Source organism: Arachidicoccus sp. BS20 (assembly GCF_001659705.1).
Lineage (GTDB): Bacteria > Bacteroidota > Bacteroidia > Chitinophagales > Chitinophagaceae > Arachidicoccus.
Map to the genome: position 1 here is coordinate 1,740,081 of NZ_CP015971.1, position 24,546 is coordinate 1,764,626.

Sequence of the window (24,546 nt, forward strand, 5' to 3'; positions counted from 1 at the left end):
TAAAATAATCTTTATGAATAACCTTATCGCTCACATAAAAAGATTTGTCAAAATTGATGCGGAAGACGAAGCATCCATTCTGTCTTTTTTTGAGGAAGTTGATATTCGTAGAAAAGATTTTTTATTGAAAGAAGGTCAATATTGTTCCGCTATTTATTTTGTTGTAAAAGGTCTGCTTCGCTTGTATTTTGTTGATGAAAAAGGCGTAGAACAAACCACAGATTTTGCTATTGAAAACTGGTGGCTTACGGATTTTGCGGCATTCGACAGCAATAAAATTTCATCGTACAATATTCAGGCTGTTGAGCGCTCAACTTTATTAGTTATTTCTAAAGAAAAGCTGGAACAATTATTTACGCTACATCCTGCGGTGGAACGCTATTTCAGAATTATTTACCAAAGAAGAATTGCCGCTGTGCAAATGCGTTTGCGGTATTTCCGCGAGCTTTCAAGAGAGGAAGCATACATACATTTCAGCACGTTATTTCCTGAATTTATACAACGCATTCCGCAATATTTGCTGGCATCTTATCTCGGCTTTACACCGGAATATTTAAGCGAATTACGCAGGAAATTAATTTCTTAAACGGGTTTAAGAAGTTGAGACAAACAGGTTTTCTAATTTTGTGTCGTAAAAAAAAATAACACAAAATGGAAAAGAGAATTAACATCGGTCAGATAGAGCCGGAAGGTTACAAATCACTATTCGCTTTGGAAAAATTTGCGCAGGGAATTGAGCTTACAAAAATTCAGAAAGAGCTTATCAAAATCCGTGCTTCGCAAATCAACGGCTGTGCTTTTTGTCTGGATATGCACACCAAAGATGCGCTGAAATACGGCGAAAACCCGCGCAGGATTTTTGTACTGAGCGCATGGCGAGAAACAGATTTATTTACAGAAGAAGAACAAGCGCTGCTTGCGTTGACAGAAGAGGTTACGTTGATTCATCAACATGGTGTTTCGCCGGAAACTTATCAAAAAGCAATTACAATTTTCGGGAAACAAAGAACAGCACAAATCATTGTGGCGATTATTGCTATTAATGCGTGGAACAGGATTGGAATTTCTACATTGCTGCCTTTGCCGGAATAAAAAATAAAAGTTGCAGCGAATAGAAATCTGCAACTTTTTATCATTCTTGCTCTTCGGCATTTGTAATGCCGAAGTCATATCGGCGGATTTTAAATCCGCACAACAACATCCATTACAAATGGAAAGATAAGTGTTCGGTATTGCAAATCCCGAACAGCCTCTATAATAAAACCAACTCATACACCGTGCTGAGATGCCTGCTCTCATTGGGTTTCAGTACAATTAAATCTGTTTTGTTGTTGAACGAATCAGGAATGCTTGAAAGATTTTCCACCGCAATGCTTTCTCTTGACGGCGGCGTGTAAATCTGTAAATAAGGATACGATTCGGCAGGATAAATGTTCAACTGAACACCTACACTTTTGTCGCGCATTTGAAAAGCCGGAGCAGTAAAATTGTTGAGCGTAAAACAGTTATCCAAAAACGTATCGCCAAAAACTTTGAAATCGTTGAAATGGTTGTAAACACTCGTCTTTCCATTGGGCAATAAAGTTTCATCAAACTCTACCAATTCTTTGCTGTTGAATTTTATTTCAGCGGTATCAATCGTTTTTCCGATTTTAAAATATGGATGCCAACCGTCGTTCAAAGGCATATTGGTTTGACTCAAATTAGTAACTTCCGTATCAACCGTGAGTTGATTATTTTCATTCAATTTATAGCTCACTTCAATCGAATATGTGAAAGGGAAACCTTGTTGTGTATTTTCATATTTGTAATGCAAAATCAAGGTTGCTTTTTTATCGTCCACGTGCGTGGAAACCGCCGAAAACACTACATCGTAGAGCAATCCGTGAATGGCAGAACTGCCCATGTAATATTTATCAATCTTGTATTTTGTGTCTTCAAAAATATATTCGCCTTCAGCCAGGCGACACACAAACGGACTCAATTTTGCGCTTCTGAAAACAGGCGGAATATTTTGTTTTGCGTCTTCCATTGAAGCATAGCCGTCCACAACATTTACGCATTCGCCGTCTTTGCGAATGCAAAATTTATTCAGCAATGCGCCAAGCGTATATATTTCGGCTTCTGTGCCGTTTTCTTTGTTTCTTAATAAAAAAATTTGCCCGTCGCCAACAGAACTGATTTCAAATTTCATTTAGTTTATTTTAAAGCATTAATAATTTTCTCCTGTATTCCTTTCAATTCGTCGTCCGACAATTTCAGCTTTCCCCTTGTGAAATTTGTATCATCAACTTCATTGATTGGCAGCAAATGCAAATGTGCGTGTGGCACTTCTAAACCCACGACCGACAAGGCACAGCGATTGCAATCGAAACTCCTTTCAATAGCTTTAGCAATGGGTTTTGCAAAAACTAATATCTTAGTCAAATAGTCATCGTCCAAGTCAAAAAACTTATCTGTTTCGATTTTCGGAACAATCAAAACATGACCTTTTACCAAAGGAAATATATCAAGAAAAGCATAGAAATTTTCGTCTTCCGCAATTTTATAGCTCGGAATTTCGCCTGCAATTATTTTTGAAAAGATTGTCATGGTAAAAAAAATTTCGATGAGCAAGATAAAACATTTTGTAATTGGCAATTGATAATTAACAATGAATAATCATTACACATTCATAGTTACACATTAAACACTACTTTTGTTTTGAATGAAAAAGTCCAATCCAGTCATATTAGCCATTGACCCGGGAACTATCAAAATGGGTTACGCCATCGTACAATTTTCCGATAAAAAATTACAGCTTTTATCAATGGGAACTTTGTTGCTTTCGTCGCATAAAGATGTGTATGTACGATTGCAAAAAATCCACGCTACGGTTGTCGAATTGATTGAAATGCACGCTCCAAGCACGTTTGCGATTGAAGCCCCGTTCTTCGGCAAGAATGTGCAAAGTATGCTCAAACTCGGCAGAGCTCAAGGTGTGGCAATTGCGGCGGCGATGCAGCACAATATTTCGGTTACTGAATATTCGCCCAAGAAAGTAAAACAATCTGTTACAGGCAACGGAAACGCCAGCAAGGAGCAGGTTTGGAAAATGTTGCAGCAGCTTTTTTCCATCAAAGAAGAACCGAAATATTTTGATGCGTCGGATGCGTTGGCGGTGGCACTTTGTCATCATTATCAAACAAATTCTCCTCTTGGAAAATTATCCAAAGGCTTGAAAGGCTGGGAAGATTTTCTGGCAAAAAACCCTGAAAGATTAATATAGTAAAGAAAAAGTATAATTAATCAAATTCGCAAACAATTAGCTAATTTTTTCGATTGCCCTTAAAAGAATTTTTCTGAAATCTGTATATTTACGTTCCTAAAATATTTCGTGTTTAAACAAAGTACAATGAAAAAGAAAAATTTATTACAAGTTTTACCTATGATGGGCGCAAGCATTTTCGCCATCAGCGCATCGAATGCACAAAGCGCCGGCTATACCATCAACGGCAAACTTTCCAACCTCGACTCCAAGTATGTCTATCTGGAGCACACAAACGGTCAAAAGATGGATTCTGCATTAGTCAGCAACGGGAGTTTCACTTTCAAAGGCAACGCAGAATTTCCGTTTCAGGCAATTATAGCCTTAACGGAACAGCCGCAACGCGGCAAAGTATTTCCTGTTTATATTGAAAACAGTGCTATCCAAGTTACGGGAGATGCCGGTGCATTAAAAGATGTAAAAATTACCGGTTCCAAAACGCAGGACGATTATGAAGCATACATTACTTCTATCAAAGACATTTCAGCACAAGAAAACGGGCTTTATTCAAAGTATCAGGAAGCTCAGCAAAATAAAGATACGGCGGCTGTTGCAGCTATTGTAAAGCGAGCCGACAGTCTCCAAAACCTAGCCACAGAACGTCTAAAACAATTTATTACCACTCATCCAAAAAGCGCAGTAAGTCTTGAACAAGTGCAGAACTTGGCATACTCTTCCGATTATGCGGAACTGAATAAGTTATTTTCAGGCTTAGACGAATCACTTAAAAATTCGCCCAATGGAAAGAAAATTGCTGACCACCTGGCAATCATGGAAAAAACTGCCGACGGAAAACCGGCTATTGCTTTTACACAAAACGATGTAACCGGAAAAGCAGTAAGCCTTTCCGACTTCAAAGGAAAATATGTGTTGGTTGATTTTTGGGCAAGCTGGTGTGGACCTTGCCGCGCCGAAAATCCGAATGTAGTAAAAGCATACAACAAGTATAAAGACAAAAACTTTACAATCCTTGGTGTTTCGCTTGACCAAAACGGAGACAAATGGAAAGAAGCAATTGCAAAAGATAATCTTACATGGACAGAGGTTTCCGATTTGAAATTTTGGAAAAACGAAGCTGCTGTAGCTTATGGTGTACAGGCAATTCCGGCAAACTTCTTAATCGACCCGAACGGAATTATCATCGGGCACAATTTAAGAGGCGAAGCGTTGGAAAAGAAATTGGCAGAAGTATTGAAATAACATTTTTACAGATAGAACCTGTTTAAACTTATTTTTTAACCACATAGAATCACATCAGTTACATAGAATTGGGTAGAAAAAAACACGCATCATTAAGGAAAACATAGTTTTTCATCTTCGATGAAAAGCCTTTGTGGTTCTGTATATCACTTTTTCTCCGGATTTTCCGATTTCTATGTCGCTATGTGGTTCCGGTTTAAAAAGTTTAAACAAGTTCATAAGCTAAAAATCCGTCAGAGACAATTTTCTGGCGGATTTTTTATTATAACTTATTTCTTTGCCAGTCAATTAATTGACTTGCCTGCGAAACACATACTGCGATGAAACCGGATAATGGTCAGATGTTTGTCTTCTTTCGTAACCGGGAATAATTGTTGTTACATCCGTACGTATTTTGGCAGAATGGGATATGTATTTTTTTGCGAAAACCGAGGAAATAATTTGCTGGTCCACAACCGACGGCTCAGCAATCATAGATGCGACACCTTTTTTATTCAAAGGCAAAGTAATGCAATTATAATGCTCATCCTGTACAAAATTTCGATACGGCGAAACCGATTCTCCATAAGTAATTGAACCTTGCAGCTCATCATTAAAATCGCCAAGAATTATCATATTTTTTTGATAGAAATATTGCTTATCCAGCGAATCTTTGAACTCTTCAAACGCTGCTTTACGACGCGTATAACTCGTGTGGTCAGCGCCGGACTTTGCATGAATCAAAAAGAAAGAAATATTCTTCGTAACGCCGTTTTTTGTAACGTCTGCGTTGAGCAAATACGGATATCTTCCATTGGAAAAATTATATCCGGCACGGTTGCTTTTTGACAAATAAGCGCGTACAAAGCGAATCTTAAATTCTCCTTTTTTGTAAATAAATGCCAGCTTCTGCGCACTCGTGTAATATTTTGACCGCAACGGAGAAACACTGCTTGCATACGGCGACACCTTAAAACTGTACTTATCATTTCCCAAGCTATCTACCATTGCCCGAAATCCGGCTGTATCCACCACTTCTGCAAAGCCAATAATATCAGGATTCAAGAACCTGATTACTTTCAGCACATTTGCCTGCTGCAAATCTTTATCTGCAACGCCATTCTTTGCCGAGCCAAACCAGTCAATATTCCAATGCACAACCGTTAAAACAGAATCATTATCGTTTACAGCAATAGCATCACTTGAAGGATTAATGGATGAAAGATTCGTATTATTACACGAATTGCAAGACATCATTGCATTCATCAGGCTCAAAAAGAGAATATATTTCAGAGACTTTATCATTCGGTAAAAATAAAAAAGAGCGGAAAAAACCGCTCTCTAAAAATATCAAATATTAAAGCTACACCCTGCAATTTTACAAAACTGCATCTGCAACTTTCTGGCTTTTGTAACAAATAGGGAAAACAACAGCGCCTACAATTCCAATGATGGCAATAATAGGAATCAACAATTCTTTAAACTGATAAATATGTTGCGCTGTATCGCCGTAATCTCCTTTAGCTATTACAAGAATCAACCACAAGTCAGCCAATGCAAATATTACAGAAGCAAGTATTGCTCCTGCACTTTTCAGATAATGCGTAAGCGCCGCGTATAAAATACCAAAGACTACCAATGGAATAATTGTTCCAAACGCAATTGTCTGCACATTTACAACATAAGACGACATGGTTAATTGCAAAATATTCACAGCAAAAGACCAGAACGCCAAACACACAATCGCAGTTATAAAACCTAAGAACACGCCCAAATACATTGACTTTGTCATAGGCGTATGATAAGATTGAAAATCGTAAATCACTTCGTTTTTAAACTTCTTTTCCATTTCAGTATATTTATCCTTTTTAAAAGTCCGCCCAAAGATAAAGCAACCAAGCGGATACGAAAAACTTTTTATGACAAAACCAAGACAAAATTATTTTCGCCACAGCAAACTTCCGTCGCCGTAGCTCAAAAACCGGAAGTCGTTTTGCAAAGCATAATCATACACATTCTTCCAATCATCGCCGATGAATGCTGCAACCAACAGCAATAATGTAGATTTAGGCTGATGAAAATTGGTAATCAACCCATTTGCAATTCTCAATTCATAATTTGGTGCAATAATGATTTGCGTTTTGGTCAATAATCTTTGTTGTTCATTTTTTCCAAGATAATTTTTCAAAGCATTCAAAGCATCGCTCGCCGAAATATTTTGCGGCAAATCATACACTTCCCATTGCGAAATTTCCAACGGAAAAATATTGCTCAAAACCTTTACGCCAAGCCAATATAAACTTTCCAACGTGCGCAACGAAGTTGTACCAACCGAAACAATTTTCCCCGATAAATTATCAATTAACGAATTAATTAGCTCAACCGAAACATCTATAAATTCAGCGTGCATTTCGTGCGCTTCCATTGTGTCGGATTTCACGGGTTTGAAAGTTCCCGCGCCCACATGAAGCGTTACAAAATCTGTCTGAATATTTTTGTTTTTTAATTGCTGCAATAAATTTTCCGTGAAGTGCAAGCCAGCCGTAGGCGCGGCAACCGAACCGTCGTGCTTTGCATAAACTGTTTGATAAGTTTCCTTATCTTTTTCTTCCGCTTCGCGGTGCAAATACGGCGGCAAAGGAATTTGTCCTGCAAAATGTAAAACCTCTGCAAAGCTGTATTCATCAATATTCCAAAGAAATTCGATTAAGAAATAATCATTTTGTTTTTCAACTTTTCTTACCTGAAGAATAAAACTTTTGCCGCCGGATGAAATTGTTTTTTCCAATAAATCTTCTTTCCATTTTTTCGCATTTCCTACCAAACATTTCCAAAAAACTTTCCCCTTTTGCAACATTGCTGTTGTAATATCTGAATAATCATCCGCAGGTTCTAAACAGAATAATTCAATGTTTGCACCATTGATATTTTTAAAAAGCAAACGCGCTTCCACAACCTTTGTATTGTTGAAAACAAGCAAAGTATTTTCCGACAAAAATTCAGGAAGATTTTTATAAACGCTTTGTTCAATCTTTCCGCTTTCATAAATCAACAATTTGCTTTCGTCCCTTTTTTGCAAAGGAAATTTCGCGATTTTTTCATCGGACAAATCGTATGTAAAATCATTGATGGAAAGATGTTTGGGATGCATTTTGTCGGAACAGGGATTTATGATTTAATGGATTTTGAAGAATGTAATTGCCACAGATGCACAGATAGAACAAATTGAGTTAGTATAAAAATAATATTGTTTTTTATAAATGAACACGACCGTCGTCATTCCAGCGCAGGCGGGAATCTCATTGAGATTGCCACGTCGCTCGCTCCTCGCAATGACACGCAAGCGTCTTCTTACTATTTTATGCAACATCAGAACTCAATAAATAACAAAACCGAATATTTTAGTTACTGCCCTAAAATATTCGGTTAATCAATATTTGAACGTATTAATAATCGCCCAGCGAAGTTTCGCCTAATTGAGTAAGCGCACTTGCCAGTTGCTCATCGTTTGGCGCACTTCCGTGCCACTCATGATGACCTTCCATAAAGTCAACGCCTTTACCCATCACGCTTTCCATCAATATTACCACAGGTTTTCCGGGTTCTGCAATAGATTTTGCTTTCTCCAAAGTCTTAGTGATAGCTTCAATATCATTGCCTTCTTCCAACACAATAACCTGCCATTTGAATGCTTCAAATTTTGCTTTCAAATCGCCAAGGTCCATTACTTCTTTTGTAGGACCGTCAATTTGCTGACCGTTCCAGTCCACCGTTACAATCAAACGCTGAACATCCAGATTCGGCGCAGCCATAATGGCTTCCCAGTTTTGACCTTCTTCCAGTTCGCCGTCGCCACAAAGCACATAAACAAAATGGTCGTCGCCGTTATGCTTTTTGGCAAGTGCAGCACCCAAAGCAACGCTCAAGCCTTGTCCCAAAGAACCGCTTGCAATGCGGATGCCGGGCAAATGTTCGTGCGTCGTAGGATGACCTTGTAAACGTGAATTGAGCCTACGGAATGTTGCCAATTCTTTGACATCAAAATATCCTGCACGTGCCAATGTAGCATAAAAAACAGGAGAAATATGTCCGTTGGAAAGGAAGAAAATGTCTTCGCCAATGCCATCCATATCAAAACCCGACTTACGGTTCATTACATTAAAATACAAAGCTGTAAAATAATCGGTACAACCTAAAGAGCCACCAGGATGCCCGCTTTGTACAGCATGAACCATTCTTACTATATCGCGTCTGATTTGCGTTGCAGTCTCTTTCAATTCTTGTATATCTGCCATTTTTCTTAAACTTTATCTGTGTAATAAATTTTTGAGCCTCGAAGATAATTCATTTTCGCGCGAGAAACGAACTGCGCTACGAAAAATTAATATTTTCGACCCGCTTTTCAGCAAAAAAGCTGCTTCGGTTTTGCAAGCAGCTTTTTATAAATCATTCTTCAAAAATTATTTTGAAATCAACTTTGCGAAATGATGAACCGTGCGTACTAATTGTGATACATAGCTCATTTCATTGTCGTACCAGCTTGCCACTTTTACAAGTTGCTTATCGCCCGTACCTATTACTTTTGTTTGCGTAGCGTCAAACAAAGAACCGTAGTGCATTCCAATAATATCGCTGCTTACGATAGGGTCTTCGGTATAACCGAAACTTTCGTCGCTGACAGCTTTCATTACAGCATTCACTTCATCATTGGTTACGGGCTTTGAAACAACCGCCACCAATTCTGTAAGGGAACCTGTGATGGTTGGAACGCGCTGCGCGCCGCCGTCTAATTTTCCTTTTAGTTCCGGCAATACCAAGCCGATTGCTTTAGCCGCCCCCGATGAATTAGGAACGATGTTTGCAGCCGCAGCGCGTGCGCGGCGCAAATCGCCTTTTGCGTGCGGAGCGTCTAATGTATTTTGGTCATTGGTATAAGCGTGGATTGTCGTCATGCTTCCCACTTCAATTGTAAAAGCATCATTCAATGCTTTTGCCATTGGCGCAAGACAGTTGGTAGTACAGGATGCGCAACTGATGATAGTTTCGCTACCATCCAATATTTCATGGTTCACATTGTAAACAATGGTTTTCAAATCGCCGGTTGCGGGCGCAGAAATTACAACTCTTTTAGCTCCGGCTTTTAAATGTGCTTCAGCCTTAGCCTTATCTGCAAAGAAGCCTGTGCTTTCAATTACTACATCTACATCATGTTCTCCCCAAGGAATCAGCGATGGGTCTCTTTGTGCATAGATGTTTATTTCTTCGTCATCTACGATAATAGATTTTTCAGTACTACTTACCTTACCAACGAAACGCCCTTGAGCACTATCATACTTTAAAAGGTGTGCCAATGTTGCCGGACTCGTAAGGTCGTTGATTGCCACTACTTCGATACCTTCCATATTGTGGATTTGACGGAACACAAGACGACCAATGCGTCCGAAACCGTTAATCGCAACTTTAACTGAACTCATTTCAAAATGTTTTATTGTTTGTTTAATTTTTAGCGATGCGAATTTACAATAATGAGTTTATTAATAAAGAATAATTTACTATTTTATAATAAACAAGCGTTAGTGTCGTTTAAAATTTTTACTCTATATTTTAAGGAAAAATTTGGTCAGCTCAAAAAAAAATATACCTTTGCAATCCCAAACAAAAACGGAGCGTTGGTCAAGGGGTTAAGACACCTCCCTTTCACGGAGGAATCACGGGTTCGATTCCCGTACGCTCTACAAAGGAAAGGTTTAAAAGTTGCAAGCCCGATTTTCTTTATTGAAGGTCGGGTTTCTTTTTGTACAATCCTGATAACGAAAAAGGAAGCGAATGCGATCGCTTCCTTTTTCTACAAAATATTTCGGACTTTATTCTTTCGGTAAATTCAATTTATCTAAAACAGGTTTCGTTACAGAACTAATAGTTTCGTTCTTCACATCATTTTGCTGCTCAAAAATCTGTATTGTGTTTTTGCCTTTTTTCAGCCAACAGCCCGGCAAATACAGCGTTTGCTGCGGTCCCACTTTCCAGTACCGACCAAGATTATGCCCGTTGATAAACACAATTCCTTTGCCCCAATTGCTCATATCCAGAAATGTATCGCCGACTTTTTTAAGTTTGAATGCTCCCTGATAAATCACAGGATTACCTGCAACGTAGGAACTTTTTTGTTTTGATAAATCAGGGACTTGGTCGAAAGGCAACTTGTACATATTCCAATTACCGGTAATTATTTTGCCATTAATCATTACAGGAGAAATAATCCCTTTCAAATTTTTCTCAATGTTCGGACCATAATTAATACGTCCCATATTTTCCACCAAAATATCCAATGTTGCGTTCGCAGGAATATCAATGTTGATGGTAAATTTCTTTACCTGACGATTCAGTTCGCCTACTTTTTTACCATTCACATAAACCAATGCATAGTCGCGCAACCCTTTTAAATCAAGCGTTCCGTTGATAGCATTGTCAAATTTCTTCCGGTATAAAACGTAACCAAAGCCCTGATTCAAGTCTTCAAAAGTCTTAGGCGTATCGCTTACAACAGGCTGAATATTTTTTACAATCCCGTTAAACAAATCGACAGTTTTATTGAGTTTAATTTCGTTAATAGCAATAACAAGTACAGCGTCCGGAACATCGGGAATTTGATAAGTAACGTATTTTTTCATTAATGAACGAAGAGAATCGAATTTCGGTGTTGCCCAACCCGCTTCACTAATCGGTGCATCGTAATCATAACTCGTAAGGTCTGGCTGAATAGGGCTGTCGCCATCATTAGCGCCACTCGTAAAACCAAAATTTGTTCCGCCAAAAATCATATAATAGCTGAATGAAACGCCATTCTTTAAATATTTTTCCGTTTGATTTACCACACCTTTTGCTCCCACTTTTACGAATTTTTCGCCCCAATGATCGAGCCAACCGGGATAAAATTCCGAGACCATATAAGGTCCTTCTCCATTGTGAAATTCATTCACACGTTTTTTTAAAGTATCTACATTGTCTTCACCGTTACCGCAAGGTAAAGCACCTTCAACGCTTCCACCTTTAAACAAGTAAGTTGCATCTGCCGTAAAAAACGGCACGTCAAAACCGTTATGTACCAGTTCATTTTTTATGGCTAAAGCATATTTTTTGTGCTGTTCAAGAGGAATATCTTTGCGCTGCGCCACATAAGAACCAAATTCATTTTCCGCCTGCACCATAATGATTGGTCCCCCATGCGTAATCTGCAAGTTCTTTATCTGTGCAGCTAAATGCTGAATATATGTTTTACAACTATCCAGAAAAGGCTGATTGAGTGTCCTGACGTGCATCCCGGGAACTTTTTGCAACCACCATGGGTAACCGCCAAATTCCCACTCGGCGCACACATAAGGTCCGGGACGAAGTATCACAAACAATCCTACATCCTGTGCGGTTTTGATAAATTTTGCAATATCTCTGTCGCCGGAAAAATTCCAAACGCCGGGAGCTGTTTCCTGAAAATTCCAAAATACATAAGTAGTTACAGTATTCATCCCCATTGCTTTTATCATTTTCAGGCGCTGGCGCCAATACTCATGCGGCACACGCGAATAGTGCATTTCCCCGGAATGAATCTGTATCGGCTTACCGTCGTAAACAAATGAACCGTTTTTAACCTCAAACGTGTGCTGCTGTGCAAACGATTTTGAAAAGAGAAAAACGTTGATACTCAAGAACAACAAGCATAATTTTTTTACCATAATACTTAACTTGATTAATAGAATTAAAATGATATGAAATAAAGATAATCTCTTTTTCTATTGAAAAACAACGCAAACGTTTCTTTATAATTTTTACAACAAGCATAAAAAAGAGAGATTGATAAAATCAACCTCTCTCCTCTTTTATTTAATAACTAAACAACTATTCAAATCTTAAATCCAATCCTAAACCGCGCAACTCGTGAACCAATACATTGAATGATTCAGGAACGCTCGGACGAGGAATATTATCGCCTTTCACAATAGCTTCATACGTTTTCGCACGACCGATAATATCGTCAGACTTGATTGTCAGCAATTCCTGCAAAATGTTGGATGCGCCATAAGCTTCGAGCGCCCATACTTCCATTTCCCCGAAACGCTGACCACCGAATTGCGCTTTACCGCCCAAAGGCTGTTGCGTAATCAAGCTGTATGGTCCAATAGAACGTGCGTGCATTTTGTCATCCACCATGTGGTGCAGCTTAATCATGTAGATAACGCCCACAGTAGCTTTCTGGTCAAAACGTTCGCCGGTTTCTCCATCGTACAAGTAGGTATGACCCATTGACGGGATTCCTGCATCTTCGCAATATTTTGCAATTTCTTCAGGAGAAGCGCCGTCGAAAATCGGCGTAGCAAATTTCATGTTCAGTTTTTTACCGCACCATCCGAGAATGGTTTCGTAAATCTGTCCAAGGTTCATACGCGAAGGTACACCCAACGGGTTCAATACAATATCAACCGGAGTTCCATCTTCAAGGAACGGCATATCTTCTGCACGTACAATTTTTGCAACAATACCTTTATTACCGTGGCGACCTGCCATTTTATCGCCAACTTTCAGCTTACGCTTAACAGCAAGATATACTTTGGCAAGTTTCAACACACCGGCAGGCAATTCATCGCCGATAGATATGTTGAACTTTTCACGCTTGTAACGTCCAAGTTCTTCGTTGTATTTGATATTATAGTTGTGTAACAAAATGTTGATTTGACTATCAACCGTTTCATCACCGGTCCAACCCAACGGATTTACATTTTGATAATCAACGCCATTCAGGTTTTTGCTGTTGAATTTAGCCCCCTTGCCGATTAATACTTCGCCGAAGTTATTGCTAACACCTGTGGAAGTTTTGTCTTTCAACAAACTCTGCAATTTGCTCAACAACAATTCTTTTACAGCCGCGGCATTTTCCTGATGCGTTTTTTCTATTTTTTCCAATTGCGCTTTTTCACGCACTTTGCTGTTTTTATCTTTCTTAGCGCGTTGGAATAATTTCTTGTCGATAACCACACCTTCCGTTCCGTTTGGCGCTTTCAGAGAAGCATCTTTTGCATCGCCGGCTTTATCTCCAAAGATTGCGCGAAGTAATTTTTCCTCCGGCGTCGGGTCACTTTCTCCTTTCGGAGTGATTTTACCGATCAGAATATCGCCTTCACGAACTGTTGCACCGATGCGGATAATTCCGTGCTCATCCAAATCTTTAGTGGCTTCTTCGGAAATATTCGGAATATCGGATGTCAATTCTTCTTCGCCGAGTTTTGTATCGCGTACTTCCAATTCATATTCTTCAATATGAACAGAAGTAAACAAGTCTTCACGAACAACTTTTTCGTTGATTACAATCGCATCTTCAAAGTTGTAACCTTTCCACGGCATAAACGCAACCTGTAAGTTACGACCCAGAGCCAATTCGCCATCTTTTGTAGCGTAACCTTCTGTCAAGAAATCGCCTTTCTTTACAACTTGTCCTTTCTTCACAGCAGGGCGCAAGTTGATGGAAGTTGCCTGGTTGGTTTTGATAAATTTGGTTAATCTGTATACCACCAAATCATCTTCAAAAGAAACCAAACGGTCAGCGTCATTTCTATTATAACGAACGTGAACTTCACGTGCATCTACAAATTCTACAACACCATCGCCTTCTGCATGAATCTGGATACGTGCGTCGCGAGCCGCTTTGCCCTCCAGACCTGTACCTACAATCGGCGCCTGCGGAAGCAATAACGGAACCGCCTGACGTTGCATATTTGAACCCATTAGCGCACGGTTGGCATCGTCATGTTCGAGGAACGGAATCAAAGACGCGGACAAACCTACAATTTGGTTGGGCGCAACGTCCATGAATTCGACTTCACTTTTGTCCAGTACAGGGAAATCGCCCGTTTCGCGGCTAATGATTCTGTCTTCTATGAAAACACCTTTATCGTCCAAAGGCACGCTGCTCTGTGCAATTTTTGCAGTATCTTCTTCTTCTGCACTCAGGAATCTTAAATGTTTCAAATCTACTTTACCATCATGCACTTCGTGATAAGGCGTTTCGATAAAGCCCATATCGTTGATTTTCGCATGAACGCAAAGCGTAGAAATCAAACCGATGTTCGGTCCTTCCGGCGTTTCAATCGTACACAAACGACCATAGTGGGAATAGTGCACGTCGCGCACTTCAAAGCCCGCACGTTCACGGCTCAAACCGCCCGGTCCGAGCGCGGAGATACGACGCTTGTGCGTAATTTCCGACAATGGATTGGTTTGGTCTAAAAACTGCGACAACTGAGAAGTTCCGAAGAAGGAATTGATAACGGAAGATAATGTTCTTGCATTAATCAAATCAACCGGCGTAAATACTTCATTGTCGCGCACGTTCATACGCTCGCGAATGGTACGCGCCATACGCGCTAAACCTACGCCAAACTGAGCGTACAACTGCTCGCCTACTGTACGTACACGACGATTGCTCAAGTGGTCAATATCATCTATTTCGGCTTTACCGTTTGTAAGGCGAACCAAATATTTGATGATTTCAATAATATCTTCTTTGGTAAGAACTTTCGTTCCTAATTTCTGCTTAACTTCAAGCTTGCGGTTGATTTTGTAACGACCCACTTCGCCTAAATCGTAACGCTTGTCGCTAAAGAACAATTTGTCAATGATACCGCGAGCGGTTTCGTTATCCGGCGCATCTGCACCACGCAACTGACGATAAATAAATTGAACTGCTTCCAGTTCAGAATTGGTAGTATCTTTATTCAATGTGTTGTAGATGATTGCGTAATCGCCGCCAACATCTTCACGCTGAATGAACACGCTTTTCACTTCCAAATCGGCAATTACCTGAATTGCCTCTTCGTCCAAAATGGTATCGCGTTCCAACACAACCTCATTACGCTCGAGCGACACAACTTCTCCGGTATCTTCATCCACAAAATCTTCTACCCATGCTTTTAATACACGAGCAGCGAGTTTTTGCCCGATGTGTTTTTCCAAAGCCTTTTTATCGGCAGGAACTTCTGTTGCCATACCGAACAAAGTCAAAATATCTTTATCCGTTTCGAAGCCAATAGAACGCAGCAAAGTAGTAACCGGGAATTTCTTCTTACGGTCGATGTATGCGTACATCACATTGTTGATGTCGGTAGCAAATTCCATCCACGCACCTTTGAAAGGAATAACGCGGGCAGAATAAATTTTTGTTCCGTTTGGATGCGTTGATTGTCCGAAGAATACACCGGGAGAACGATGCAACTGAGAAACAATTACACGTTCAGCACCATTGATAACGAATGTACCACGCGGCGTCATATACGGAATATTTCCCAAGAAAACGTCCTGTACAATTGTCTGGAAATCGATATGCTCTTCGTCATTACAGCTCAAGCGCAACTTGGCTTTCAGAGGAACTGCATACGTTAAACCACGTTCCATACATTCTTCAATGGAATAACGCGGCGGGTCAACGAAATAGTCCAAAAATTCCAGCACGAAAATGTTACGCGTGTCCGTGATAGGGAAATTTTCCTTGAATACACGGAAAAGACCTTCGTTGTTACGCTTGTCGGGCGTTGTTTCTAACTGGAAAAATTCGCGGAAAGATTCTAACTGAATGTCTAATAAATCAGGTGTTTCAGCAAGGTGTTTCGTTTTACCAAAGCTGACCCTGTTGTGAAGTTTTGTTGATGACATATCTGTATTTAACCGGTTTTATGAATTAAACCCATCTGAAAATATACGAAAAATTTGCGCAGTTTCTCCTATATTTTTTGTATTCAGATTGGATTAAAGGGCAACAAAGGTACAAATTGTATTGAAACCTGCAAAAAGTATTTTATTCTTCAAAAAGAGCAAAACTTCCGCCCACCCATGTTTTATTTTTATTTAATGCAACACTTATCATATTTCCTTTGGTAAGGCGTGCCAAATTGTAAGCTGCTACCGGGCGGGAAGCTCCTTTTTCCCAGAAATAAAAAAGGCGAATTTCGGCTTTGGCATTTTCGTCGGGCGTTTTAATAGCAGATGCGTATTTTACTTTTTTCTGTAAAATATAATTTTCCTTATCAGAGATTTCATCAATATTCTCTTTTTTCACATCAATAATAACGCCGTTGCCGGCAAATGAAAACAAAGGCTTCAGCACATAATTTTCCAAATCGTCGGGGATTTCTTTCAAGTCTTTTAGAAAGAAAGTCTCGGGAACGTTCGGATGCTTCAAAAACGGTAATGTATATTTACTTACGCGGTAAAACCAGTTTGAATGTGTAATCCATTCGACATCCAAATCGTCAAACAAAATTTTTGCTTTACTCTGCACACCAGGCGCTTGCCGATGAAGTTCATCAAAAATCAGACGATTGTATATACGCTCAATTTTAATCTTATCTCCGTCCTTGATATAAAATAAATCTCTGTTTTCTTTTATCAAATCAGTTACACATACCGTTTCTATACCGAGATATTTTTTTGTGTAAAGAAAATCTATCCTGGTTTTTTGTTGGTCGGGAAATATTTCTAAGAGAATTGTATGCTCAGGATTGTTATCTCCTACCAATATTTTTTCCAACAAATGAATTGCTTTTTCTTCACTATATCCATTTAAAAACGGTGTGAAGTTTTTGGGGAAATTGTATGCAACATCTCCCGATTTGTATTGATGCAATTGATAAGCAAATAACGAAGGGAAAGCCTGCATCTCAACCAGCATCGGCTCGTATTCATCGGCTCCGTTTTCACAAATTCCGAAATCCAGAATCAGGAAATGCGGGTGTTGTTCATCGCCTGCAACTTTTATATTTCCGGGAATAGCATTCTGTGTAAGCTGCTTAAATTCGGGGGACAATATTTTGTCAATAACAGCTTCGCCGGCGGAGAGCATTTTTTCTTTAAACCCTTTATCGACAAAAACAGGAGTTTCCGCAATTCTAAAATCCAATGTACCCGGAAAATCTTTTTCGAGATAAGCAAGATAATTTTTGTATTTATCTTCGGAAAAATGATTGTTGAAATCATTCCTGATTGTAGTTATCATAATTGGTAAATAGTGTTTTAATAACCGAATATACAAAAACAAAACAGGCGTACAACTTTCTTGTACACCTGTTTTGAAAAAATATACATAGCCCTTTATTCAGAGATGTTAAACACAATCCCTTGTTTTTGGCGATATGTTACTTGTCTTCCGTTTTGAATTGCAGGTATCCATTTAGGACCACGTTCAATTACACGTACAGCTTCAGCGGCAGTTCCGTAATCAGGATTTGGCGCGCTAATGGCTTTTACCTCAGAAATGGAACCATCGCGGCTTACGAGAAAAGAAACAATTACTTTATAGGTTCCGGGAGGTGCTCCATTATCAGACGGCGTATTTTCTCTCAAATTGCTTCTTAAATAACGTTGCCAAGCTTCCATTCCACCGGGGAATTTCGCTTCAACCTGAACAGAAGTAAATTCTTTGTCATAATCTCCCGTACCGGTTCCTGTACCCGGACCTTTGCCTGTACCACCAATACCGTGAACTTCCGGCGGAGCGGCTAAAGCTCCGTTTACTTTCAAACCATGCTGCGTAACCGGTCCTATGGTCAACTTCTCGTCTTGTTTCGGAGGAGTTTCATCAGGCTTTACCTGGTCGTCTTTTACCACTTTCGGCACCGTAAATTTCTTCATCTCAATTTTAGGAGGCGCTGCTGCCGGTGGTGGTGGTGGTGGTTGAACTTTTTTTGGCGGAGGTGGCTCTTTGTTGAACTTCTGAATATTTACATCCGCCACATGCATTACCGGCTTTTTCACTTCCGGTTTATTTTTACTCAAGTAAAAACCTACCAGGAAGAGAGCGATTACAATTAAAGTCGCAACCAACGCTATCACTATTCTTCTGGCATAAGTTGTTCTTAAATCGTAAGCTCCGTACGCCTTATTCCTGTTCTCGAATATAATGTCGAGCACACTTGAATTTAAAATTTTATTAGCATCCATTTCTATTATTTTTTATGAGAAAATATATTAATTTCCTGGAGCATATTTTGCGTCCATATTGTCAATATCTTTCTCGTATTGCGGGTCAACCTTATTTACTAATGCGTAACGGTCTACCATATCAATTGAGAACTCATCAAGAATATCAATGATATTTTTGTAAGTGCTTTGGTTGCCGGGCATTACTATCATGAATAGTTTAGAAGTATCGGTAGTATTTTTTTTGTTTAAAATCACTTGCCTGATATCTTTAAAATTTGAAGGATTTACATTAGACAAATCTGCCTTCAACTCCCCTTCATAATAGTAAATATTATCATTTTTACCCAACCAAATAGTTAAGGCGCCGGATTCCTGTGTTTTCTGCTCCGTTGTATTTTTATTATCATCGGGCATATTCAGGTGCATGGCATTCGGCTGGCTCATTGTTGTTGTAAACATAAAGAATGTAATCAACAAAAAACCTAAATCCACCATTGGCGTTAAATCCACACGCGTAGATAACTTCTTCCCTTTTTTGACCCCCGGACCTTTCTTATGACCGCCGCCCGACGAGGTATCTATCTCTGCCATAATTGGATATTTTTAAGTTTAAAAATGTTGTTTTCTAATTTGATACCGTAGATTGTTCACTTTGTGCTTTCTTCCACAACTCGCTTCCCGTAGGCACACCTTCAGGATTTGTTACCATTTGGAACTTCAAAATGTTGTTTTCCGTAAGTGCGGCAATTACATTTTTGAACTGCGGGAATTTTGAAAGATTGTCGCCTTTTAAAATTACCGTAGGTTCTTTGTTACCGCCGTCATCTCCGGAAGCGCCTGTATCATCTCCACCTATTGAACCCACTGCGTTTACAAATGCCTTCATCCATAGGGTCAGTTGATTATTGGCACTGTCCTGAATAGGAATTCCTGATAATTGTTCATTTATTTGATTGGGTTGGTACTGGCTGTAGGACTTCAAATCCTGCAAACCAACGCCAATCAGCGGCAACTTAACAAGTTTATTAATTTCGCCCGGAGTCAATCCCAAATTGTTTTGCGAGTTTAAATCGTCCAAAACAGTTCCCATCAAATCCTGCCTGTCGCAATTCAGAAACGCTTTTCCGTCTTTGTTCAAAGAAATCATGATGAAGTTCTTTTCCGGCGCTACTTTTTGCGCAACAGAACTCGGCGTATTAATAGGAATCTTCTGGTCGGGTTTAAACTTAGTCGTTAAGATAAAGAAAGTCAACAAAAGAAATGCCACATCACAAAACGGCGTCATATCTACTGCTGTACTTTTACGTGGTAATTTGGCTCTTCCCATTGTTTTTAATTTATTTTACTTCATTAATAAGATGCAGAAACATCTCTTTTTCCATAAATTTTTTCTGATTTTTTTTCGACAGGAGAAAATTTTAAGATTTTCTCCCGGAACCAATTATTTATAGTTAGAAGCAAAACTTTGCGTTAAAGTAAAGCCGGATTCGTCAATACCGTAAGTGATACCATCGATTCTTGTAGTAAGTACGTTGTACATAACTACCGCGATGGCAGACGTACCGATACCGAGCGCCGTGTTATACAACGCTTCCGAGATACCTTGGGACAACTGTGCAGATGCGTTTCCACCTTCGCTGCTTGCCAAAGATGCGAACGAACGAATCATACCTAATACCGTTCCCAACAATCCGGTCAATGTTGCTACCGAAGTAATAGTTGATAAAAACACGAGGTTCTTTTCCAACATTGGCAATTCCAATGCCGTTGCTTCTTCGATTTCTTTTTGAATGTTTAATACTTTTTGTTCTGTGTCCAGTTCTGTATTTGTAATCATTTCTTTGTATTTCAAAAGACCGGATTTCATTACATTACCAACACTTCCTTTTTGTTTGTCGCACAAAGCAATGGCTTTATCTACATCTTTGTTTGCAAGATTATATTGAACATTGCGGATAAATTCTCCAATATTACCTTTACCCAATGCTCTTGAAATTGTAAGTACTCTTTCGATAGAGAAAGTAATTACGATCAGGAACAAACCAATCAATACCGGTACAAGAATACCGCCCTGATACATACGCGCAATTGGTGTTTTGGGGTCTTCGTGTTGGGGCCAAAAACCACCCGCCGCATCCGGCTTGTTGAAGTTTGAAGAACTACCTAATGCGAAACGCCAAATAATGTAACCTAATACAATTGCCAAGATTGGCGCAATCCACGAAATAGCATTCGAGCTCTTCTTAGGTTTTACATTTGAAACTGTCTTTACTGCTGCTTGGGCAGTTGGTTTAATTTCAGCCATGATGAAATTTTTTTTTGAATGAATAACTGTGTTTAAATGATTTTTATGCCACAATGCTAAGAAATTTTTTAAATTAAACAAGAAATTCTTATTTATATTTTTAACAATTATATCTCAGCAATGGACGAGCAAATTATAAATTTTATTTTACCCAACAAGTTTTTATATCTTTTTTTATAATTTTTATGAATTCGATATACTACACAACCCCTCCTTTTTAATAACCGTTCATAACAAATATTGACCGATTCTCACTGTTTTATACCAACAGATGTTTGAACAATATATAACCTTATTTTTGCATTCATTTTTATCACTTCAAACAAAATTGTACAATGATTAAGAAACTAATGCTGGCTGTAATATCGATATGCCTGCTTCACGTGTCTTATGCACAGCACAAAGACTCAATACCACATCACAAAGACAGTATAGCTGCAAAAGATACTGCTAAAAAAATAATTGCAGCGCATCCTAAAAAGCCCAATGAAATAAAGCCTTACAAAGAAGTTATTCCCGATTCCGCATATTCAAAAAGCGGGCTGTTTACCATTCACAAAGTAGATGACAACTGGCTGTTTGAAATCCCCGACAGCTTATTCAACAGAGACATTCTGGTGGTAACAAGATATGATAAAGCAGCCGGCGGCGCAGGTGTATATGGCGGCGAAATTGTGAACCAGCAAATGGTACGTTGGGTTAAAGGTCCGAATAAAAATGTTTTTCTTCAGCTTATGCTTACCATAAGCGTAGCAGATTCAACCAACGCTATTTATAAGGCTGTACAAAACTCCAATGTGAATCCGTATATAGCTGCATTTCCTATTAAAGCCTATGGAAATAACAGCGTTGTGATTGATGTAAATAGTTTCTTTTCCGGCGACAACCCTGCGCTCAGTTTTGCAAGTTATCAAAAGAGGAGCTTATCCATCGGCGGCTTAATGTCCGACAGATCATACATAGAAAGTATTCATACTTACCCTATCAATACTGAAATTAAAACAGTAAAAACATACTCTGTAGCACCGGCTCCGCCCACTGAATTTGGCGGCAGAGGGCGCGGGCGCGGAGGCTTTACCGCGGGCAGCCAGGTAGGCGTTGTCACACTTCATTTCAATCATTCATTTTTACTGTTGCCTAAAACGCCGATGGCGCAAAGAGAATTTGACCCGCGTGTGGGCTATTTTGCAGATAGCTATACACAATATGGCGATAACCAACAACGTGTAAAAGACGATAATTTTATTGTACGCTGGAACCTGCAACCAAAGCCTGAAGACATGGACAAATGGAAACGAGGACAATTAGTTGAACCTGCAAAACCATTGGTTTACTACATCGATCCCGCAACACCAAAACAATGGGTTCCTTACCTGATAGCAGGCATTGAAGACTGGAATAAAGCCTTTGAAAAAGCAGGATTCAAAAATGCAATTACTGCAAAACCTTGGCCCGTAAACGATACGACCATGAGTATGGAAGACGCGCGTTATTCCGTTATCAGATATTTCGCATCCGATATTGAAAACGCGTACGGACCAAATGTTCACGACCCGCGCAGCGGTCAAATTCTCGAAAGTCATATCGGTTGGTATCACAACGTAATGAAACTCGTTCACGATTGGTACATGATACAGGCAGCGCCCAACGACCCACGCGCCAGAAAAATGGTCTTTGATGATAAACTCATGGGCGACCTTATCCGTTTCGTATCATCTCACGAAATAGGTCATACGCTTGGACTGCGCCATAATTTCGGCAGCAGCAGTACTGTTCCCGTAGAAATGCTGCGCAATAAAAAATGGCTGGAAGCACACGGACATACGCCTTCTATTATGGACTATGCTCGCTTTGACTATGTAGCACAACCGGAAGACAAAATCCCTGCAGAAGATTTATACCCGCACATCGGCGAATACGACAGATGGGCAATCCAATGGGGCTATTCATACAGCGGTGCTAAAACAGAAAAAGAAGACCATGAAATTACCAACAAATGGATAATTGACAGTCTCTCAAAAAATCCTCGTCTTTGGTTCGGAACAGAAACCGACCCTTACGACCCCCGCTCGCAAAACGAAGACCTTGGCGATGATGCCATGAAAGCTAATACATACGGTATTTTAAACCTCCAAAGAGTGTTGAAAGGTTTGCCGGAATGGACAAAAGAAACAGCCGACACCTACGACAATCTTTCTGAATTATATGACCAGGTTTTCGGACAGTTTGCACGTTATATTGGTCATGTATTGAAAAACATTGGCGGCATCTATTCAACGCCTAAAAGCATTGAGCAAAGCGGAGATGTGTATGCGCCCACTCCAAAAGACAAGCAGATACGTGCATTGGAATTTTTGAATACGCAATTGTTCACAACACCTAAATGGTTGCTGGACACAAGCATTCTCAACAAAACAAATCGTCCGGCGGGCAACGACAATCTCATCAATCTGCAAACAAGCCTTATCAATAGTTTGGTTTCATCCGACAGGCTTAACAGGTTGTATGTGTGCGGCAGCCGTTTTGGAGCAGACAAAGTTTATCAGCCGGAAGATTTGCTGAACGATATTGAAAAAGATATTTTTAGTGAATGGACAAGCAATAGTGCTATCAGTTATTTCCGCAGAAATTTGCAAAAAGCATATATCGAAGCATTGATAAAAGACGCAAACACTTCCCCGGCAGCTAATGCGAACCAATCTCCGTTTGGCGGAAATGCCGCAAGCTATATAAATAGTGATGTCCCGTCTTTGGCTTATGGACATTTGTTGAAAATAAAAAATCAATTAGACAAGATAGCAGCCGCTTATCCGGATGCTTTGAGCAGATACCATTTACAAGACCTGGATTTTAGAATTGCTAAAGCATTAAATAGCAAAAACTAAATAATAATTTCATAAAACTAAAAACCTCGTTGTAAAATTTCAGCGAGGTTTTTTTATTGCGACAAACAGTTCAATATATCAGTAGTTCAACTTGTAATACCGCACATAATCGACCAACATTTTTTGTGGAAATTTTGTAGCGTTATCAGGATTTCCGGGCCAATCGCCGCCTACGGCGACATTAAATAAAAGAAAGAATGGTTTGTCGAAAGGGTAAGTTCCATCATTAAAATCTTCCCGCGCAACTTTTACGTAAGGAAAATTGTCCACCAATATTTGCATGGAATCTTTTCTCCAAATCAAACTATATACATGGAAATTTTTGGAGAAATCCTCATCGGTTAAATCGTATTTATTATTGATTGTTCCTTCTGTTCCGTCGGCTTTCTTCCAATGAAAAGAGCCAACAACTTCTTTTGGGTTTTTACCGATTAATTCCATCACATCAATTTCGCCGCATTTAGGCCAAGGCACCGTTGAAATATTGCTGCCAAGAAGCCACAGTGCCGGCCACAAACCTTTATCCACGGGAAGTTTGGCGCGCATATCAATTCTTCCGTATAAAAACTCTTGCTTATTTTTTGTATCGATTCGAGCAGATGTATAATCAAAATCGTCCTTCTTTTCTCTTCTTGCTTCAATTACCAGATTGCCCTTGGATGTATAAATATTTTTCGGGCTTGAGGTATAATATTCCAGCTCGTGATTACCCCAGCCGTTTCTGTTTCCCAATTCGTATGTCCAGTCTTTTTCGTTCAGCTTGTTTTCATCAAACTCATCGTGCCAGGCTAAAGTATAGCCTTGGTATTGCGGGATAGATGCAACATTCTGCGCATGAACATTGTTGAAGACAAATGCATAACAAAGTATGCTGAAGGGAAGAATGATTTTTTTCATTTGTATAAATT

Annotated in this window: 20 protein-coding genes and 1 tRNA gene; 6 read left to right on the plus strand and 15 right to left on the minus strand. The window is 39.4% G+C overall.

The genetic code is table 11. The annotated features are described in order from the left end of the window. Positions 1 to 13: 13 nt before the first annotated feature. Together A9P82_RS07835 and A9P82_RS07840 are read left to right on the plus strand one after the other, a co-directional pair. Positions 14 to 586 (plus strand): Crp/Fnr family transcriptional regulator, encoded by a 573-nt coding sequence (locus tag A9P82_RS07835; RefSeq protein ID WP_066206373.1) that lies wholly within the window; start codon positions 14 to 16, stop codon positions 584 to 586. 65 nt (positions 587 to 651) lie between these two features. Beyond that, complete coding sequence (locus A9P82_RS07840; protein WP_066206376.1) at positions 652 to 1,092, plus strand: carboxymuconolactone decarboxylase family protein; 441 nt, start codon at positions 652 to 654, stop codon at positions 1,090 to 1,092. A gap of 160 nt (positions 1,093 to 1,252) precedes the next feature. Here the strand turns inward: A9P82_RS07840 and A9P82_RS07845 are convergent, their stop codons facing one another. After that, positions 1,253 to 2,194, minus strand: coding sequence for an aldose 1-epimerase (locus A9P82_RS07845; protein WP_066206378.1), 942 nt, complete (start codon positions 2,192 to 2,194; stop codon positions 1,253 to 1,255). A gap of 5 nt (positions 2,195 to 2,199) precedes the next feature. Continuing rightward, positions 2,200 to 2,592 (minus strand): HIT family protein, encoded by a 393-nt coding sequence (locus A9P82_RS07850; RefSeq protein WP_066206382.1) that lies wholly within the window; start codon positions 2,590 to 2,592, stop codon positions 2,200 to 2,202. Between the two features lie 115 nt (positions 2,593 to 2,707). On the opposite strand from A9P82_RS07850, the gene ruvC reads away from it, so the two are divergent. Together ruvC and A9P82_RS07860 are read left to right on the plus strand one after the other, a co-directional pair. Next, entirely contained in the window at positions 2,708 to 3,268 is a 561-nt protein-coding gene (gene ruvC / locus A9P82_RS07855) for a crossover junction endodeoxyribonuclease RuvC (protein ID WP_066206384.1), read from the plus strand. A 126-nt stretch (positions 3,269 to 3,394) separates the two neighbouring features. Beyond that, entirely contained in the window at positions 3,395 to 4,507 is a 1,113-nt protein-coding gene (locus A9P82_RS07860; RefSeq protein WP_066206387.1) for a TlpA disulfide reductase family protein, read from the plus strand. 288 nt (positions 4,508 to 4,795) lie between these two features. On the opposite strand, the gene A9P82_RS07865 is transcribed toward A9P82_RS07860, so the two are convergent. The 5 genes from A9P82_RS07865 to gap form a co-directional block, all read right to left on the minus strand. Further along, positions 4,796 to 5,791, minus strand: coding sequence for an endonuclease/exonuclease/phosphatase family protein (locus A9P82_RS07865; protein WP_156522628.1), 996 nt, complete (start codon positions 5,789 to 5,791; stop codon positions 4,796 to 4,798). Between the two features lie 73 nt (positions 5,792 to 5,864). Then, the gene (locus tag A9P82_RS07870; RefSeq protein ID WP_066206390.1) at positions 5,865 to 6,335 is read right to left on the minus strand and encodes a hypothetical protein; all 471 of its coding nucleotides are present in this window, start codon (positions 6,333 to 6,335) and stop codon (positions 5,865 to 5,867) included. A gap of 90 nt (positions 6,336 to 6,425) precedes the next feature. After that, the gene (locus tag A9P82_RS07875; RefSeq protein WP_066206392.1) at positions 6,426 to 7,637 is read right to left on the minus strand and encodes an S-adenosylmethionine:tRNA ribosyltransferase-isomerase; all 1,212 of its coding nucleotides are present in this window, start codon (positions 7,635 to 7,637) and stop codon (positions 6,426 to 6,428) included. A 295-nt stretch (positions 7,638 to 7,932) separates the two neighbouring features. Further along, positions 7,933 to 8,781, minus strand: a complete 849-nt coding sequence (locus A9P82_RS07880; protein ID WP_066206395.1) for a transketolase — start codon at positions 8,779 to 8,781, stop codon at positions 7,933 to 7,935. Between the two features lie 165 nt (positions 8,782 to 8,946). After that, positions 8,947 to 9,960 (minus strand): type I glyceraldehyde-3-phosphate dehydrogenase, encoded by a 1,014-nt coding sequence (gene gap, locus A9P82_RS07885; protein ID WP_066206398.1) that lies wholly within the window; start codon positions 9,958 to 9,960, stop codon positions 8,947 to 8,949. Positions 9,961 to 10,149: 189 nt separating this feature from the next. On the opposite strand from gap, the gene A9P82_RS07890 reads away from it, so the two are divergent. Further along, positions 10,150 to 10,221, plus strand: a tRNA-Glu gene (locus A9P82_RS07890). A 129-nt stretch (positions 10,222 to 10,350) separates the two neighbouring features. Here the strand turns inward: A9P82_RS07890 and A9P82_RS07895 are convergent. The 7 genes from A9P82_RS07895 to A9P82_RS07930 all read right to left on the minus strand — a co-directional run bounded on the left by A9P82_RS07895 (position 10,351) and on the right by A9P82_RS07930 (position 20,753). After that, entirely contained in the window at positions 10,351 to 12,189 is a 1,839-nt protein-coding gene (locus A9P82_RS07895) for a glycoside hydrolase family 35 protein (protein ID WP_231891123.1), read from the minus strand. Between the two features lie 190 nt (positions 12,190 to 12,379). Next, on the minus strand, positions 12,380 to 16,183 hold the full coding sequence (rpoB, locus tag A9P82_RS07900; protein WP_066206404.1) for a DNA-directed RNA polymerase subunit beta: 3,804 nt from the start codon (positions 16,181 to 16,183) through the stop codon (positions 12,380 to 12,382). 142 nt (positions 16,184 to 16,325) lie between these two features. Continuing rightward, on the minus strand, positions 16,326 to 17,522 hold the full coding sequence (locus A9P82_RS07905; protein WP_066206406.1) for a hypothetical protein: 1,197 nt from the start codon (positions 17,520 to 17,522) through the stop codon (positions 16,326 to 16,328). A 95-nt stretch (positions 17,523 to 17,617) separates the two neighbouring features. After that, a complete protein-coding gene (locus A9P82_RS07910) occupies positions 17,618 to 18,466 on the minus strand; it encodes an energy transducer TonB (RefSeq protein WP_066206408.1) in 849 nt (282 codons plus the stop codon). 27 nt (positions 18,467 to 18,493) lie between these two features. After that, the gene (locus A9P82_RS07915) at positions 18,494 to 19,039 is read right to left on the minus strand and encodes an ExbD/TolR family protein (RefSeq protein WP_066206410.1); all 546 of its coding nucleotides are present in this window, start codon (positions 19,037 to 19,039) and stop codon (positions 18,494 to 18,496) included. 34 nt (positions 19,040 to 19,073) lie between these two features. Continuing rightward, positions 19,074 to 19,775, minus strand: a complete 702-nt coding sequence (locus tag A9P82_RS07920; RefSeq protein ID WP_082915275.1) for an ExbD/TolR family protein — start codon at positions 19,773 to 19,775, stop codon at positions 19,074 to 19,076. Between the two features lie 114 nt (positions 19,776 to 19,889). Continuing rightward, a complete protein-coding gene (locus A9P82_RS07930; RefSeq protein WP_066209728.1) occupies positions 19,890 to 20,753 on the minus strand; it encodes a MotA/TolQ/ExbB proton channel family protein in 864 nt (287 codons plus the stop codon). A 335-nt stretch (positions 20,754 to 21,088) separates the two neighbouring features. Between A9P82_RS07930 and A9P82_RS07935 the strand changes: the two genes are divergently transcribed. Next, a complete protein-coding gene (locus tag A9P82_RS07935; protein WP_066206422.1) occupies positions 21,089 to 23,638 on the plus strand; it encodes a zinc-dependent metalloprotease in 2,550 nt (849 codons plus the stop codon). Positions 23,639 to 23,716: 78 nt separating this feature from the next. Here A9P82_RS07935 and A9P82_RS07940 read toward each other — a convergent pair whose 3' ends face one another. Further along, positions 23,717 to 24,535 (minus strand): glycoside hydrolase family 16 protein, encoded by an 819-nt coding sequence (locus A9P82_RS07940; RefSeq protein WP_066206425.1) that lies wholly within the window; start codon positions 24,533 to 24,535, stop codon positions 23,717 to 23,719. Positions 24,536 to 24,546 lie beyond the last annotated feature (11 nt).

Excerpts from the sequence above, each read along its gene's own strand:
- A9P82_RS07835 (WP_066206373.1), top strand. The coding sequence starts at position 14 with ATGAATAACCTTATCGCTCACATAAAAAGATTTGTCAAAATTGATGCG.
- A9P82_RS07870 (WP_066206390.1), bottom strand. The coding sequence starts at position 6,335 with ATGGAAAAGAAGTTTAAAAACGAAGTGATTTACGATTTTCAATCTTAT.
- A9P82_RS07940 (WP_066206425.1), bottom strand. The coding sequence starts at position 24,535 with ATGAAAAAAATCATTCTTCCCTTCAGCATACTTTGTTATGCATTTGTC.
- ruvC (WP_066206384.1), top strand. The coding sequence starts at position 2,708 with ATGAAAAAGTCCAATCCAGTCATATTAGCCATTGACCCGGGAACTATC.
- gap (WP_066206398.1), bottom strand. The coding sequence starts at position 9,960 with ATGAGTTCAGTTAAAGTTGCGATTAACGGTTTCGGACGCATTGGTCGT.
- A9P82_RS07915 (WP_066206410.1), bottom strand. The coding sequence starts at position 19,039 with ATGGCAGAGATAGATACCTCGTCGGGCGGCGGTCATAAGAAAGGTCCG.
- A9P82_RS07910 (WP_066206408.1), bottom strand. The coding sequence starts at position 18,466 with ATGGATGCTAATAAAATTTTAAATTCAAGTGTGCTCGACATTATATTC.
- A9P82_RS07840 (WP_066206376.1), top strand. The coding sequence starts at position 652 with ATGGAAAAGAGAATTAACATCGGTCAGATAGAGCCGGAAGGTTACAAA.
- A9P82_RS07865 (WP_156522628.1), bottom strand. The coding sequence starts at position 5,791 with ATGATAAAGTCTCTGAAATATATTCTCTTTTTGAGCCTGATGAATGCA.
- A9P82_RS07880 (WP_066206395.1), bottom strand. The coding sequence starts at position 8,781 with ATGGCAGATATACAAGAATTGAAAGAGACTGCAACGCAAATCAGACGC.
- rpoB (WP_066206404.1), bottom strand. The coding sequence starts at position 16,183 with ATGTCATCAACAAAACTTCACAACAGGGTCAGCTTTGGTAAAACGAAA.
- A9P82_RS07850 (WP_066206382.1), bottom strand. The coding sequence starts at position 2,592 with ATGACAATCTTTTCAAAAATAATTGCAGGCGAAATTCCGAGCTATAAA.
- A9P82_RS07905 (WP_066206406.1), bottom strand. The coding sequence starts at position 17,522 with ATGATAACTACAATCAGGAATGATTTCAACAATCATTTTTCCGAAGAT.
- A9P82_RS07920 (WP_082915275.1), bottom strand. The coding sequence starts at position 19,775 with ATGGGAAGAGCCAAATTACCACGTAAAAGTACAGCAGTAGATATGACG.
- A9P82_RS07930 (WP_066209728.1), bottom strand. The coding sequence starts at position 20,753 with ATGGCTGAAATTAAACCAACTGCCCAAGCAGCAGTAAAGACAGTTTCA.
- A9P82_RS07875 (WP_066206392.1), bottom strand. The coding sequence starts at position 7,637 with ATGCATCCCAAACATCTTTCCATCAATGATTTTACATACGATTTGTCC.
- A9P82_RS07860 (WP_066206387.1), top strand. The coding sequence starts at position 3,395 with ATGAAAAAGAAAAATTTATTACAAGTTTTACCTATGATGGGCGCAAGC.
- A9P82_RS07935 (WP_066206422.1), top strand. The coding sequence starts at position 21,089 with ATGATTAAGAAACTAATGCTGGCTGTAATATCGATATGCCTGCTTCAC.
- A9P82_RS07845 (WP_066206378.1), bottom strand. The coding sequence starts at position 2,194 with ATGAAATTTGAAATCAGTTCTGTTGGCGACGGGCAAATTTTTTTATTA.